This window comes from Rhodoferax sp. PAMC 29310 (assembly GCF_017948265.1).
In the GTDB taxonomy this organism is placed as follows: domain Bacteria; phylum Pseudomonadota; class Gammaproteobacteria; order Burkholderiales; family Burkholderiaceae_C; genus Rhodoferax.
On sequence record NZ_CP072852.1, the window covers coordinates 3,275,297 to 3,288,643 of the forward strand.

At 59.5% G+C, this 13,347-nt stretch carries 14 protein-coding genes and 1 pseudogene; 10 read left to right on the forward strand and 5 right to left on the reverse strand.

All coding sequences use genetic code 11. From position 1 onward, the window contains the following. Positions 1–29: 29 nt before the first annotated feature. The 6 genes from J8G15_RS15280 (at position 30) to J8G15_RS15305 (ending at position 3,957) form a co-directional block, all read left to right on the forward strand. Positions 30–443: a DsrE family protein gene (locus J8G15_RS15280; RefSeq protein ID WP_210543134.1), complete on the forward strand. Its 414-nt coding sequence runs from the start codon at positions 30–32 to the stop codon at positions 441–443. Positions 444–468: 25 nt separating this feature from the next. Further along, complete coding sequence (locus J8G15_RS15285) at positions 469–1,551, forward strand: YeeE/YedE family protein (RefSeq protein ID WP_210543136.1); 1,083 nt, start codon at positions 469–471, stop codon at positions 1,549–1,551. Between the two features lie 38 nt (positions 1,552–1,589). Continuing rightward, positions 1,590–2,498 (forward strand): MBL fold metallo-hydrolase, encoded by a 909-nt coding sequence (locus J8G15_RS15290; RefSeq protein WP_240538571.1) that lies wholly within the window; start codon positions 1,590–1,592, stop codon positions 2,496–2,498. Then, positions 2,495–3,076 carry a TlpA disulfide reductase family protein gene (locus tag J8G15_RS15295; RefSeq protein WP_210543139.1) on the forward strand — a complete coding sequence of 194 codons (582 nt, stop codon included), beginning with the start codon at positions 2,495–2,497 and terminating at the stop codon, positions 3,074–3,076. Before J8G15_RS15290 ends, J8G15_RS15295 begins: the two co-directional genes overlap by 4 nt. Beyond that, positions 3,064–3,438, forward strand: coding sequence for a metalloregulator ArsR/SmtB family transcription factor (locus J8G15_RS15300; RefSeq protein WP_210543141.1), 375 nt, complete (start codon positions 3,064–3,066; stop codon positions 3,436–3,438). The genes J8G15_RS15295 and J8G15_RS15300 overlap by 13 nt, the downstream gene beginning before the upstream one ends. 84 nt (positions 3,439–3,522) lie before the next feature. After that, entirely contained in the window at positions 3,523–3,957 is a 435-nt protein-coding gene (locus tag J8G15_RS15305; protein WP_240538318.1) for a DsrE family protein, read from the forward strand. A 204-nt stretch (positions 3,958–4,161) separates the two neighbouring features. Here J8G15_RS15305 and J8G15_RS15310 read toward each other — a convergent pair. Beyond that, positions 4,162–4,412, reverse strand: a pseudogene (locus J8G15_RS15310) (peptidase U32 family protein); the annotation flags it as partial. Positions 4,413–4,595: 183 nt separating this feature from the next. Further along, positions 4,596–4,835 (reverse strand): DUF2249 domain-containing protein, encoded by a 240-nt coding sequence (locus tag J8G15_RS15315; protein WP_210543143.1) that lies wholly within the window; start codon positions 4,833–4,835, stop codon positions 4,596–4,598. A 138-nt stretch (positions 4,836–4,973) separates the two neighbouring features. On the opposite strand from J8G15_RS15315, the gene J8G15_RS15320 reads away from it, so the two are divergent. Genes J8G15_RS15320 through J8G15_RS15335 form a run of 4 tightly spaced genes read left to right on the forward strand, consistent with a single transcriptional unit; the run spans position 4,974 to position 8,867 of the window. Further along, positions 4,974–6,140, forward strand: a complete 1,167-nt coding sequence (locus J8G15_RS15320; RefSeq protein WP_210543145.1) for an MFS transporter — start codon at positions 4,974–4,976, stop codon at positions 6,138–6,140. Between the two features lie 57 nt (positions 6,141–6,197). Beyond that, entirely contained in the window at positions 6,198–7,223 is a 1,026-nt protein-coding gene (locus J8G15_RS15325) for an ABC transporter substrate-binding protein (RefSeq protein WP_210543146.1), read from the forward strand. A gap of 1 nt (position 7,224) precedes the next feature. After that, on the forward strand, positions 7,225–8,034 hold the full coding sequence (locus J8G15_RS15330; protein ID WP_210543148.1) for an ABC transporter ATP-binding protein: 810 nt from the start codon (positions 7,225–7,227) through the stop codon (positions 8,032–8,034). A 5-nt stretch (positions 8,035–8,039) separates the two neighbouring features. Continuing rightward, positions 8,040–8,867, forward strand: a complete 828-nt coding sequence (locus J8G15_RS15335; RefSeq protein ID WP_210543150.1) for an ABC transporter permease — start codon at positions 8,040–8,042, stop codon at positions 8,865–8,867. Positions 8,868–8,892: 25 nt separating this feature from the next. Here J8G15_RS15335 and J8G15_RS15340 read toward each other — a convergent pair whose 3' ends face one another. Genes J8G15_RS15340 through J8G15_RS15350 form a run of 3 tightly spaced genes read right to left on the reverse strand, consistent with a single transcriptional unit; the run spans position 8,893 to position 13,288 of the window. Then, the gene (locus tag J8G15_RS15340; protein ID WP_210543152.1) at positions 8,893–9,753 is read right to left on the reverse strand and encodes an alpha/beta hydrolase; all 861 of its coding nucleotides are present in this window, start codon (positions 9,751–9,753) and stop codon (positions 8,893–8,895) included. A gap of 35 nt (positions 9,754–9,788) precedes the next feature. Next, the gene (locus J8G15_RS15345) at positions 9,789–11,273 is read right to left on the reverse strand and encodes a M20 family metallopeptidase (protein ID WP_210543154.1); all 1,485 of its coding nucleotides are present in this window, start codon (positions 11,271–11,273) and stop codon (positions 9,789–9,791) included. Beyond that, complete coding sequence (locus J8G15_RS15350) at positions 11,270–13,288, reverse strand: methyl-accepting chemotaxis protein (protein ID WP_210543156.1); 2,019 nt, start codon at positions 13,286–13,288, stop codon at positions 11,270–11,272. Before J8G15_RS15350 ends, J8G15_RS15345 begins: the two co-directional genes overlap by 4 nt. Positions 13,289–13,347 lie beyond the last annotated feature (59 nt).

Sequence of the window (13,347 nt, forward strand, 5' to 3'; positions counted from 1 at the left end):
TTGCACTTTTTCACACAGAAGGAGTTCTCATGAAATGCTTCAGGTTATTTGCCGTTGTGTGTGCGCTATTGGTCTCAGGCGTGGCCTGGAGCCAGGACAAGGTGGTCTATCACATCAGTGAAACAGATTCGCAGGCGCTGGCTGGCCTGCGCAGCGTGCGCAACCACCTCGATACCGATCCGACCGCAAAAATCGTGGTCGTTGCCATCGGCAATGGTGTCGACTTTTTGATGGAAGGCGCAAAAGACAAAAATGGAAGTGACTTCGCCGGACCGGTGTCTGCGCTGCTGGGACGAGGCGTGCGCTTTGAGGTGTGCGAAATCACGCTGAAATTGCGCGATCTCCAGCGCGAGAAGTTTATTTTGGACGCGGAGTACACCCCGTCGGGAGTGGTGCGGCTGACCAAGTTGCAGTTGCAAGGTTACGCCTACATACGCCCGTAACTGACCCATCGCCTGAAAGGCTTGCATGCCACTCACGATTCTGGAGCGCGGTACCGAATACCTGGGTGAGGGACCGACGTTGGCGGTGACGGGCATGGTCGTTGGTTCACTCTTCGGTTTCTTGGCCCAGCGCTCCCGGTTTTGCCTGCGCTCTGCGGTCATAGAATTTTCACGCAACCATGGCGGTGGCAAGCTCACCGTTTGGTTGTTTGCGTTTTCCACTGCCATATTGGCCACGCAAATTCTGGCGCAGTTGGGCTGGTTTGATGCCAGCGTGTCCAGGCAGATTGCCGCACGCGGCAGCCTGTCCGGCGCGGCCATCGGTGGTGCGCTGTTTGGTGTGGGCATGATTCTGGCGCGGGGGTGTTCAAGTCGCCTGTTGGTGTTGGCCGCCCAGGGTAATTTGCGCTCGCTGATGTCCGGCTTGGTGTTCGCAGTGGCGGCTCAAGCGGCCTGGACCGGTCTTCTGGCGCCTGTGCGTGAAATTATTTCGGCGTGGTGGACGGTGGACGGCGGCACCTCCAGGGACATCCTTGCGCGCAGTGGTATCGGACACGTCGGAGCCATCGGTCTCGGCTTGATATGGCTCATCGCTGCCGTCGTGTGGGCGCGACGCCAATGCGTGACCACTTGGGCCTGGGCGGGCGCCATTGGTGTCGGACTGACCATTGCGGGCGCATGGTGGGCAACTTACGTCATCAGCCTGGTGTCGTTTGACCCGCATCCCGTTCAATCACTGAGCTTTACGGGCACCTCCGCTGACGTCCTGTCGCGCGTGCTGTTCACCACCGACAAACCGCTGACATTTGACCTGGGGCTGGTGCCTGGTGTGTTTCTGGGCGCATTCCTATCAGCCGCCTTGTTCGGCGAATTAAAGCTCGAAGGTTTCCAGGGCGGCGCGGGCATGCGTCGCTATCTGATTGGCGCCATGTGCATGGGGTTTGGCGGCATGCTCGCTGGCGGTTGTGCAGTGGGGGCCGGTTTGTCCGGCACGTCGGTTTTCACCATCACCGCCTTCACGACACTCACGGCAATGTGGATTGCCGCTGCGCTGACGGATCGCTTGTTGGACCAACGTCCGGCGGCAGCAATATTGGATCAACCATGACAAAACATCTCGCTGCTATTCTGCTTTTTCTAGCCACGATGTGGTTGGGTGGGGCGGCCCAGGCAGGTGAGTCGCAACTCAAGGCCGTGCAGGTGGCCGATCGGGTCTGGTTTGTCCAGGGCCAAGCGGCGCTTGGTACCCCGGAAAACCGCAACTTTATCTCGAATGCCGGTTTTGTTGTGACCGATGACGGCGTCGTGGTGGTGGACGCATTGGGCTCCCCTGCCCTGGCGGAGGAATTGTTGGCGCAGATCAAGTTGGTGACGCCGCAGCCGGTACGTTATGTGATTGCGACCCACTATCACGCCGACCACATTTATGGCCTCCAGGCTTTCAAAGCGGCTGGTGCAACCATATGGGCGCATGCCGAAGGTCGCGAGTACCTGAACTCGGACACCGCCAAAAAACGCCTGGAGGCCAGTCGCATGGAACTGGCGCCATGGATCAACACAGAGACCCACTTGGTCGAAGCCGACCGCTGGCTAGTCCAGCCGAAAACGTCTCTCAAAGTGGGTTCCTACGATTTTCAAATCAGTCATGCCGGGCCCGCCCACACGCCGGAAGACTTGGTCGTGTTTGTACCGCAGCTCGGTGTACTTTTTGCGGGAGACCTATTTTTTCGGGGCCGTATTCCATTCGTCGGCCAGGCGGACAGTCGCTTGTGGATTGCGTCGATCACTCAACTGATGCAGTACCAGCCCAAAGTCGTCATCCCGGGACATGGCCCGGCGTCAACCGACCCCATGGCGGACATGGCCGTGACCCGCGACTACCTGACGTACCTGCGTACCACCATGGGCGCGGCGGCCAGCAACCTGGAGCCCTTTGACGAGGCCTATGCGAAAGCCGACTGGTCCCGATTCAGTGGCATGCCCCTGTTCCGCGCAGCAAATCGCATGAACGCCTACAACACCTATTTGCTCATGGAACAGCAGGGCGACAAATGAAACCACAAGCCGTCGCCCGCGCAGGGTGGTCGCGCCGACAAGTACTGGCGGGCGCTGCCATCACACTGGCGACGCCTCTAAAGGATGCAATGGCTGCTCCCGCCATGCTGCCTGCCCCGATCGATTGGTCTGCACTGCGTTTGCTGGATGAGCATGGCGATGGCCCTGCCAGGTGGGTCGGATTGCCGGTCGTCGTCGTGTTCTGGGCCACTTGGTGCCCGTTCTGCAAACGCCACAATGCCCACATTGAAAAGTTGTACCAGTTCAGCCGGGGCAAAGCTTTTCGGGTGCTGGGGGTGAGCAGCGAGAACGATCGAGAAAAAATAAGAAACCATGTGCTGGCCAATCAGATACATTTTCCGATCGCCATGGCACAGCCCGGTTTTCGGGCGCAGTTTACAAGTCGCAATGTTATTCCCCTGACTTGCTTGGTGGGTGCAGATGGTCGTCTAATGCAGACGATGGCTGGCGAGATGCAGGAAGACGACGTGATGTCGCTCGCTGTGACCTTGGGCGCGGCTAAACCTAGAATTGAAGCTGTTTCACTTTTGACACGGGACTTGATATGGGCGAGTTAAGCAGCGAAGACCGCGTTTTTGAATCTGCAGCGCAGCTCTTTTCGCTGCTCTCTACGCCCTTGCGGCTCAAAATCATCAGCGCGGTATGCGAAAAAGAAAAAAACGTGTCCGAGCTGCTGGCCTTGATTGACACGACGCAGCCTAATATGTCGCAGCATCTTTCCGCGCTGTACCGCAAAGGCGTGCTGTCAAGACGCAAGGAAGGGGCCCAGGTGTTCTATGGCTTGCAAAGTGAGCGAGTCGCCACTTTGTGCCGTGCCGTGTGTACGCAGGTCGCGATCGAGCTGGATGACAACGCCCCGATTGATGTGGCAGACCGTTTAACAAAGACGGCCACGTCGGCAGACGTCGAGGCCTCCTGATGGCAGTCCCCCACTCGAGCACTCGCAGCGCCGTCCGATGACGATGGCGCGCCATGCAAACCCGTCACTCAACAGGAGCAAGCCATGATGACATTGCGGAAATTTCTTCAAACCGGTCTTTTGGCCATCGGTGCCAGTCTCGCCACCGGTACGATGGCACAGACGGCCAGCCCACCCCCTGCGAAAGTAGTATTTCAGGTGAGCGATGGCGATGCTGCCAAATGGAACCTTGCCTTGAACAACGCGAAGAACGTGCAGCAGGAACTCGGTGCCTCTAAAGTGCAGATTGAAATCGTCGCCTACGGGCCCGGCATCGGCATGCTCAAGGACGACGCCACCACGGCGAACCGGGTTTCCGAGGCGGTGCAGTCTGGGGTTCAGGTGGTGGCCTGCGAAAACACGATGACAGCCCTGAAGCTGACAAAAGCAGATATGAACAAGTCAATCGGCTATGTGCCCGCCGGCGTGGTGGAGCTGATGAAGCGACAGTCCGAAGGTTGGGCCTACATCCGCCCCTGATGAGCTAGACCCATGTCCGCCGGGTGTCCGGCAGTCTTACTGACACGGTTGATTCTGTTGTTTTTGCGCAGGCGACCCATTTGGCGGGGAACGTTGGTGTGCTGAGTTCGACGGGCCGGCACAGCACTATCTGCCCATAAAAAATACCGCAAGCACTGAGCACGCACTGCCTCTCGATGCCCAAGGTATCTTGGCGCTGGCGGCTTGGGGATAGGTGTTCAGCGCCGCAGGACCTTTCGGCCTCGCTCATGCGCGTAGCGAATGCCGGTGTTGATCGCCGCTTCGTCAAAGTTCAGTCCGGCAAAGTTGCGGGCGTTGGTGGCGTCCCGAAACCCCAGGTAGACACAATCTGCCCCATGGTCAATGGCGGCTTTGAGTGCCGGCAGGCTGCCCGCGGGGCAAACCAGATCCATGGGCGGTGCGGAAGCAACAGAGCGATCGACGATGGAATTCATGGTGGGGCAAGGGTGGTGGACTCGGTCAGTGGGCTGGAGCCGGCTATAGCGCGACAAAGGCATCAAATGCCGCAGGCGAACCCGCTGACACAGGTCAATCAAAGTAAAAACAGACACGCCACTTTTTCAATGAGCGCCTGAGGCTCAGCCGCCGCAGCAGCCACCACCTGCTTTGGCCGGTGCCTAGGCCCGCTTGGCAATCGCCACGCGCCAAACTTGAGGGCCAGCCTCCAGATACTCCCAGCTAAACTGCCCGGGCGAACGAACTTCCAGCTGGGCGCTCAGTGTCAAGGGGTCATGGTCATTGGTCAGTTCCAGCGTTTGACCGGGTTGCATATCGGCAAACCGCCTGAACACCATGGCGTGACGCTTAGCGGGAGAAATTTGACGCAAATCGATGTTGCTGACAAGAGGGGTTGGCATGGCAAAGTCTTTCAATGGGAGTGACAAGTGCACGGGAATAGTTTAAAGATGTATTTATGATGTTTATTTAATGTAATGCAACACTTGGGCCGTGAGCAAGGTATCTTGCGCGGCCTTAATCCGGATCAAACTTACCTCATGAACCGACAACTTTGGCTGCTGGCCATTTGCCAGGGCTTGTTCCTGACCAACAACGTTACGTTTATCGCCATCAATGGCTTGGTGGGTTTGAGCATGGCCCCTTTGGGCTGGATGGCCACCTTGCCGGTCATGGGTTATGTGGTGGGCAGCGCCTTGTCCACGGGGCTGGTGGCCAAAGCCCAACACCACCTGGGTCGCAAACGCTCGTTCCAGCTTGGCTTGCTGGTCGCCATGGGGGCGGCGCTGTTGTGCGCTTACGCCGCCCTGTCTCATAACTTTTGGTTGCTGTGTACGGCGACGCTGATTGCCGGCTACTACAACGCCAACGCCGGCTTGTACCGCTTTGCGGCGGCTGAGTTGTCGACTCCTCAATGGCGGGAAAAGGCGGTGTCCATGGTGATGGCAGGCGGGCTGATTGGCGCCGTGCTGGGCCCCAATTTGGCACAATACACCCGCACGATCATGGATGTCCCTTTTGCCGGTGCCTACATTGCGCTGGCCATGGTGGCATTGATTTCCATGGCGGTGCTGAGCCAGATTGAGTTTCCCCCAGCGCCACCAAAAAATGTGCTCGATGGTGGCCGCCCTTTGAGCGAAATTATGCGCCAGCCTGCCTTCATCGTGGCTGCCGCCACGGGCGCATTGAGCTATGGCGTGATGAACCTGTTGATGGCGGCCACCCCGTTGGCCATGCAGCAATGCGGCTTGCCGTTTTCAGACGCCGCGCTGGTACTGGAGTGGCATGTGATTGGCATGTTCGCGCCGGGATTTTTCACCGGACACCTTATCAAACGATTTGGTGCGTTGCCCATCATGGGCGTAGGTGTGGCGCTGTTCGCGTTGTGTATTGGCGTGGCACTTTCAGGCGTCGAGTTGCAGGAGTTTCTGCTGGCCTTGTTGTTTCTCGGGGTGGGTTGGAATTTTCTGTTCACGGGCAGCACGACCTTGTCCCTGTCAACCTATACCTCTGCTGAAAAAGACAAGGCCCAGGGTGCGTTGAACTTCTTCGTGTTTGCTACCTTGGCCGTCAGCTCCTTTGCCTCTGGCATGTTGGTCACCACCCAAGGGTGGGCCTTGTTGAACTGGGGCTCATTGGTTCCGGTCGCGCTCACCGGATCTGCCTTGATCTGGCTGAAGATGCGACGCCAAACCGAAGTAAGATGAATCACAGACGGGGTGCCATGTATGCCCCGCGTTCATCAACTGACAGGAGACAAACCCATGCAAAGACGACAACTCTTGGCCAGCGGCGTGGCCGCCGCTGCTCTGCCCCTCTGGACCCACGCTCAATCACTTGAAAAGACACAAGTGACCTTGGCGGTCGGTGGCAAAAACTTGCTGTACTACCTGCCATTGACTGTGGCCGAACAACTGGGTTATTTCAAGGCAGAAGGCTTGGACGTCACGGTGGTGGACTTTGCCGGTGGCTCCAAGGCGCTTCAGGCGGTTGTCGGTGGCAGCGCCGATGTCGTGTCGGGTGCGTTTGAGCACACGATCAACATGCAGTTCAAAGGGCAGTACCTGCGCGCTTTTGTCCTGCAGGGCATGGCGCCGCAGATCGTATTCGGCGTTAACCCCAAGACCATGGCCAACTTCAAAACCATTGCAGACCTCAAAGGCAAAAAAATTGGCGTAACCGCGCCGGGCAGCTCGACCAATGTCATGGTCAACTTTGTGCTGGCCAAGGCGGGCCTGAAGCCCTCGGATGTCAGCATTGTGGGGGTGGGCGCAGGCAACGGTGCCGTGGCCGCCATGCGTTCAGGCCAGATTGATGCCATCAGCAATCTGGACCCGGTGATCACCCTGTTGCAGCGCTCGGGCGATCTCAAGATCGTGTCTGACACCCGCATCCTGGCGCAGTCCGAGAAGATTTTTGGTGGCCCCATGCCCGCCGGTTGCTTGTACGCGCCTCAAACTTTCATCGACAAGAATCCCAACACCACCCAAGCGTTGGCCAATGCCATCGTGCGCGCCAACAAGTGGATTCAGGCAGCCGGTGCGGCCGAGATCATCAAGGCCGTTCCCGAGAGTTACTTGCTGGGCGACCGGGCGGTGTACATCGACGCCTTTTTGGCAACCAAGGGCGCGCTTTCGCCCGATGGGCTGATTCCCGAAAAGGGGGCTCAGACCGCCTTCAACGCCTTGGCCAGTGTGGACGACAAACTGGGCGCGGCCAAACTGGATCTGTCGTTGGTCTACACCAACGCCTTCGCGAAAATAGCCAACGCAAAGTACCCTAAAGGCTGACATGAGCGCTGCGCTTGAGCTGAAAGACGTCGCTTGCATCTTCATTGACAAAAACAACCCGGGTCAACGCTACACGGCAGTTCAAAACGTGGACCTGACCGTGGGTGTTGGCGAGTTTGTCAGCGTGGTTGGCCCCACTGGGTGTGGCAAGAGCACCTTGTTGAATGTGGCGGCCGGTTTGTTGGCGCCCAGCACGGGGTCGGTGCAGGTGTTTGGCCAACCCTTGGTGGGTATCAACGCCCGGGCCGGCTACATGTTCCAAGCGGAAAGTCTGATGCCCTGGCGCACGGCGTTGGCCAATGTGATGGCCGGTTTGTCCTTTCGCGGCATGCCCGTCGAGCAGGCCACCAGCGAGGCGCAGGACTGGCTGCGCCGGGTGGGCCTGGGCGGGTTTGGCGACCGCTACCCGCACCAGATGTCGGGCGGCATGCGCAAACGGGTCAGCTTGGCCCAAACGCTGGTGCTGGACCCTGACATTATTTTGATGGATGAGCCGTTTTCGGCGCTGGACATCCAGACCCGCCAACTCATGGAAAACGAGTTGCTGGCACTGTGGGCGGCCAAGAAAAAGGCGGTGCTCTTCATCACCCACGATCTGGACGAAGCCATTGCCATGAGCGACCGCGTCGTGGTGCTCAGCGCGGGTCCTGGCAGCCACCCCATGGGCGAATTCGCCATCGACCTCCCCCGTCCGCGCGATGTGGCGGAGGTCAAGATGACGCCTCGTTTCATGGCGCTGCACTCGGCCATTTGGGACGTCTTGCGCGGTGAAGTGCTCAAGGGCTATCAACAACAACTTCAGGTGGCCTGACCCCTATGTGGAACTTGATCAAACCTCGCCGCAGCACGCTGTGGCTTTGGCAGCTCAGCTTGTTGATATTGCTTTTTGTGTTCTGGCATGTGATGACGGTGCCGGGCCTGATTCCGCCTTTCATGTTCGAGAACGACCGCCAGGCGGCCTTCTTCTTTGGCGAACCGCTCAAGATGATGGTGCGAATCTGGGACTGGTTTGTGGTCGATGCCGACATTTACCAGCACTTGGGTGTGACGCTGGCCGAGACCCTGATGGCCTTTGCCATTGGCTCGGGGCTGGGTCTGGGAGGCGGTCTTTGGTTGGCACTGGCACCCATGGCGTCGGCCATTCTGGAGCCTTACATCAAGGCCATGAATGCCATGCCGCGCATTATTTTGGCGCCTATATTTTCTGTCTGGTTCGGTCTGGGCATGGGCTCCAAAGTGGCCTTGGGGGTCACGCTGGTGTTTTTCATTGTCTTTTTCAACGTCTACCAAGGCGTCAAGGAAGTCAGCCCGGTGGTGTTGGCCAATGCCCGCATGCTGGGTGCCAGCCAGCGTCAACTGTTGCGCCACGTCTACTTGCCGAGTGCCACCAGTTGGGTGTTCAGCTCACTACACACCTCGGTCGGTTTGGCCTTTGTGGGCGCGGTGGTGGGGGAATATCTGGGGTCCAGCCAAGGCGTGGGCTACCTGATCTTGCAGGCCGAAGGCAGTTTTGACATCAACACCGTCATGGCGGGCATTCTGGTGTTGACGGCTTTTGCTCTGGCGCTGGACGCGCTGGTGGGCCGCATTGAAAAACACCTGATGAAGTGGCAGCCCCGCAACGGCGAGACTGAAAAACTCTGAGCCACCGGGGTGGGGTGGGCGCCGATTAAAACCGCGCGTCCAGCCAGCGTTTCAGGGCCACGAAAACCGGGCCCGACTTGAGTTCGTTGAAAATCTCGTGGTACAGCGCGTCAAAGCATTGGGTCGTCACCACATTTTGCGGGGCGGCTGCCGCAAAGGAGCGACTGCCCGCTGGGTTGACCAGCCGATCTTCGCCCGCATAGAGAAGCAGCGTGGGTGTCTTCCACTTTGAGGCTTGGGCTACGACGGCGGGTCCACCTTCTGCAATGAACAGTGCCAGCCGTGCCGAAATGCGGTCGTGCACCAGCTTGTCCGCCTTGTAGGCTGCAACCACCGCGGGGTCATGGGAAATGAAACTGTGGGTGAGCCCGTTGCCGATGCGCAGATCGGGGGCAATTTTGGGCAGTACCGCCAGCAAGGCCTTTTGCACCATATTGAGTCCGGCGTCCAGCGCGGGCGAGGACAGTATCAGCGCATTCACGGGGCGAATCTGATGGGCTACAAATTGGGCCGCCACCAGCCCGCCCATGCTGTGTCCGAGCAAGATTAACGGGGCAGAGGCAGGCATGTGGCCCCGGGTGTCGTCCACCAGGTCAGCCAGGTCGTCAAGCAGTCGGGTGGCGCTGGTCAACGCCCCGCGCGGCCCACCTGAGCGGCCATGGCCATACTGGTCGTATCCTCGCACCACAAAGCCCGAGTCGTTCAAGCCGCGTGCCACGGCGTCGTAGCGGCCGGCATGCTCTCCAAGTCCATGCACGATCAAGACCGTTCCCCGGTTGGGGACGTCTGCTGCCAGCGGCCAGTCCTGGACCGCAATGTTTTCTCCGTCACGGGCCACAAAGGGCGACAGCGTGCTTTCCGGGTTTGCGACGGGGTGAGGGGGCATGGTCAATCTCGGTGAAGGTTGAAGGATTCGTGGACTCAGGGCACTTGGGCGATCACTTGAGCGACGGCTGCAGTGAGTTTCTTGGCATAGGGCACATGCAGAAACTCGTTGGGGCCGTGAGCATTGCTCTTGGGGCCCAGTACGCCGCACACCATCATTTGGGCTTTGGGAAAGCCCTTGGACAGCATGTTCATCAAGGGAATCGTGCCACCCTGGCCAATGTGGCCGCAGGAGGCGCCAAAGTAGGTACGTGAGGCGGCGTTGAGCGCGTCCGCAAACCAGGGCGCGGTGGCGGGCGCATTCCAGCCAGTTGCGCTGGCGGCGTTTTCAAACGTTACCCTGGCTTGGTAAGGGGCGTTGTCTTCCAGAAGGGTTTTAAGTTGGGCCACTGCGGTTACCGCCTCAACTAACGGGGGCAACCGCAGGCTGAGCTTGAACGCGGTGTAGGGCCGCAACACATTGCCGGCGTCCTGAAGGCTGGGAAAACCTTCTGCACCGGTGACGCTTAGTGTGGGTTGCCAGGTGCGGTTGAGCAGCGCTTGCAGCGGGTCAGTGGTGGTGGGCAGGGAGAACTGGGTGGAGCCGCCGCAGTCGTAGTGCGCCCATGGAAAGCGTTTGTATACCTCTTCGCCCAAAATCGCCGCCGTGGCGCGGGCCTGCTCCAGCCGCTCGGCGGGCACCTCGCAGTGAAACGACGCGGGCAGCAGGCGCCCGGTGGCGCTGTCTTCCAGGCGGTCCAGCACTTGGCGCATGACGCGAAAGCTCGACGGCACCAGCCCGCTGGCATCACCAGAGTGCACACCCTCGGTCAGAATTTCCACCTTCAAGACACCGCTGGCCATGCCACGCAGGCTGCTGGTCAGCCACAGTTGGTCGTAGTTGCCGGCGCCCGAGTCCAGGCAAATGACCAGGCCCACATCGCCCATGCGGGCCCGCAAGGCGTCCACATAGGGCAGCAGGTCGTAGGAGCCGCTTTCTTCACAAGTCTCAATCAAGCCGACGATGCGCGGGTGCGCGACTTTTTGCGCTTTAAGGGCTTGAATGGCCGCCAGGCTGGCGTACACCGCATAGCCATCATCGGCGCCGCCCCGGCCGTAAAGTTTGCCGTCCTCATAACTTGGGGTCCAGGGCCCTAGGTCTTTGCGCCAACCGTTGAATTCGGGTTGTTTGTCCAAATGACCGTACATCAACACCGTCTGGCTGAAGGGCGCTTTTTCGACCCCTGACTCTTGGCCGGCGGAGGCTGGCACTTCGAAGAACAGCACCGGGGTGCGACCCTCCAAACGGATGACCTCCAGCGTCAGTCCCTCTACCTTTTGTGACTGAACCCAGGTGGCTGCGTCCCACAGCGCGGTGTCAATGAAACCGTTGGCCGCCCAGTTGGGGTCGAACATGGGTGACTTGGCCGGAATCTGGATGTAGTCCTTGATGCGGTGAACAATGTCGTCGTCCCAGGCCTGATTGATCTCGGCTTGTGCTTGCGCTGCGTTGAACAGGGAGGCGGGGATGGGTGCGTTCATGACAATCTCTTGGCTTGGGTGTGGCCCACGGTTTGGGTCGCGGGTTGGCGGTTGCTTTGGTTGGAAAGACGAGGGGTCGACGGACCTGCCAGTTTGAACACCGCCACGGCCTCCGTCAAGCGGTTGGCCTGGTCGCGCAGGCTCTCGGCGGCGGCGGCAGATTGCTCCACAAGCGCTGCATTTTGCTGGGTCATCTGGTCAAGCTGCCCGATGGCGCCGTTGACCGCGTCAATGCCCTCGGATTGCTCGAGCGATGCCGCCGTGATTTCTCCAATGATGTCGCTCACCCGCTGCACCGATCCGACGATTTCGTCCATGGTCTGACCGGCAGTTTGAACCTGACGCGAGCCCGATTCGACCTTCTCCACCGAGGCGCCGATCAAGGTCTTGATCTCTCGGGCGGCTTCGGCGCTGCGCTGCGCCAAGCTTCTCACCTCACTGGCCACCACGGCAAAGCCGCGTCCCTGCTCACCCGCCCGGGCAGCCTCTACTGCGGCGTTCAGCGCGAGGATGTTGGTTTGAAAGGCAATGCTGTCAATAACGCCCACAATGTCCGCGATCTTGCGCGAGCTTTGGTTGATGTCGTTCATGGTGCTGACCACTTCTCCCACGGCAGAACCACCCCGGGCCGCTACCGTGGCGGCAGTATTGGCCAATTGGTTGGCCTGGCGGGCCGCATCGGCCGACTGCTTCACGGTGCCGGTCAGCTGATCCATGCTCGCGGCCGTGCGCTGCAAGTTGCTGGCGGTTTGTTCGGTTCGCACGCTCAAGTCCTGATTGCCGCTGGCGATCTCGGCGCTGGCTGTACCGACACTCTCAACGGCTTCGCGCACCTGACCTAGGATGCTCAGATAGCGTTGGCGCATGCCTTCGACTTCGTTCACCAGAGTGCCAATCTCATCCTGGCGCGTGGTATGAAACGACTGCGTCAGATCACCGTGCGCAACGGCTGTGACCGCCGCCGTCAACTCGCCCAAGGGGCGGCTCACGCTACGTCGGACAAGCAAAAACAGGCCCACGCCCAGCAGCACTGCCGTGCCAGCCATCAAGGCCCAGATGATGCGCATATTGGCCCAGTACTGCGCCATGGATTCGGCCTCCGGTACCTCGGCGACAAACCACCCGCTGCCAGAACTGGTTTTGCGCATGACCGCCCAGGTGTCTACTTTTTTCGTGTTCAAAAGGGGCAGGGCGTCGCGCACATAACTGTCCGCTGAGCTGGAGATGGCGGTGAGAAAAGCTTGAGCGTCCGGGTAGGTCTCTAGGACCTTTTTTCCTTGTGCTGCCGGGTGAACTTTGAACACCGCGGAGTCTGGCCCGCTTGGTGCGTTCATGTAGTAAACACCTCCCGTCTCGAAAAACTGGGTCTCGGCAATCTGCTTCTCCAGTGAGGCGACTTGCAAAGTGGTGTCGGTACCTACAAAGAAAATGCCCACAATAGCGCCTGCGCTATCCTTGATGGGGTCGTAATGGGTCATATAGGACTTGCCAAACAACAGGGCGGGCCCGGTGTAGGGCTGTCCGGCCAGCATGCGGGCATAGGCTGGGTGCGCGCGGTCCAGCAAAGTGCCCATGGCGCGCTCTCCGTCCTGCTTCTTGAGTGAGGTGGTGATGCGCTTGAAGTCGTCGCCTTCCCGTGCGAATACCGTGGCCACACCGCCCGTGTCCTTGGAAAACCGGTCCACGGTGCTGAAATCGTTGTTGATCACTAGTCCAAAACTGAGCAGCTCAGAGGTGGTTTTGTTCCACATCGGGGTGGGGTCAAAGTCATGGCGAAAGTTGTTGTTGTAGGACTGCAGAACCAGTTCCCGGCCGGTCTTGTCAGCCGCCTCTGCGACGGTCACCACACTTTGCAAGCGGTCTGCCACCGAGCGCACCATTAACGCATGGGTGCTGCGGTGTTCGATCACACCAATGGCCACGCTGACGGTCAGCAAGACCAGGGCCAGACCCACCAGGGACAGCAAGGCCAGCCGGCCTGCGACGGATTGGGTTCGAGAAGTTGGTGTATTCATCAGGGCGTCCAATTCGTAATTATTTAAAACCCGGAATGCCGTCTTGGTGCAGGGCCTTA

Coding starts and splice junctions, on each gene's coding strand:
- J8G15_RS15330 (WP_210543148.1), top strand. CDS start 7,225: ATGAGCGCTGCGCTTGAGCTGAAAGACGTCGCTTGCATCTTCATTGAC.
- J8G15_RS15280 (WP_210543134.1), top strand. CDS start 30: ATGAAATGCTTCAGGTTATTTGCCGTTGTGTGTGCGCTATTGGTCTCA.
- J8G15_RS15295 (WP_210543139.1), top strand. CDS start 2,495: ATGAAACCACAAGCCGTCGCCCGCGCAGGGTGGTCGCGCCGACAAGTA.
- J8G15_RS15340 (WP_210543152.1), bottom strand. CDS start 9,753: ATGCCCCCTCACCCCGTCGCAAACCCGGAAAGCACGCTGTCGCCCTTT.
- J8G15_RS15350 (WP_210543156.1), bottom strand. CDS start 13,288: ATGAATACACCAACTTCTCGAACCCAATCCGTCGCAGGCCGGCTGGCC.
- J8G15_RS15290 (WP_240538571.1), top strand. CDS start 1,590: ATGTGGTTGGGTGGGGCGGCCCAGGCAGGTGAGTCGCAACTCAAGGCC.
- J8G15_RS15285 (WP_210543136.1), top strand. CDS start 469: ATGCCACTCACGATTCTGGAGCGCGGTACCGAATACCTGGGTGAGGGA.
- J8G15_RS15315 (WP_210543143.1), bottom strand. CDS start 4,835: ATGCCAACCCCTCTTGTCAGCAACATCGATTTGCGTCAAATTTCTCCC.
- J8G15_RS15320 (WP_210543145.1), top strand. CDS start 4,974: ATGAACCGACAACTTTGGCTGCTGGCCATTTGCCAGGGCTTGTTCCTG.
- J8G15_RS15345 (WP_210543154.1), bottom strand. CDS start 11,273: ATGAACGCACCCATCCCCGCCTCCCTGTTCAACGCAGCGCAAGCACAA.
- J8G15_RS15305 (WP_240538318.1), top strand. CDS start 3,523: ATGATGACATTGCGGAAATTTCTTCAAACCGGTCTTTTGGCCATCGGT.
- J8G15_RS15335 (WP_210543150.1), top strand. CDS start 8,040: ATGTGGAACTTGATCAAACCTCGCCGCAGCACGCTGTGGCTTTGGCAG.
- J8G15_RS15325 (WP_210543146.1), top strand. CDS start 6,198: ATGCAAAGACGACAACTCTTGGCCAGCGGCGTGGCCGCCGCTGCTCTG.
- J8G15_RS15300 (WP_210543141.1), top strand. CDS start 3,064: ATGGGCGAGTTAAGCAGCGAAGACCGCGTTTTTGAATCTGCAGCGCAG.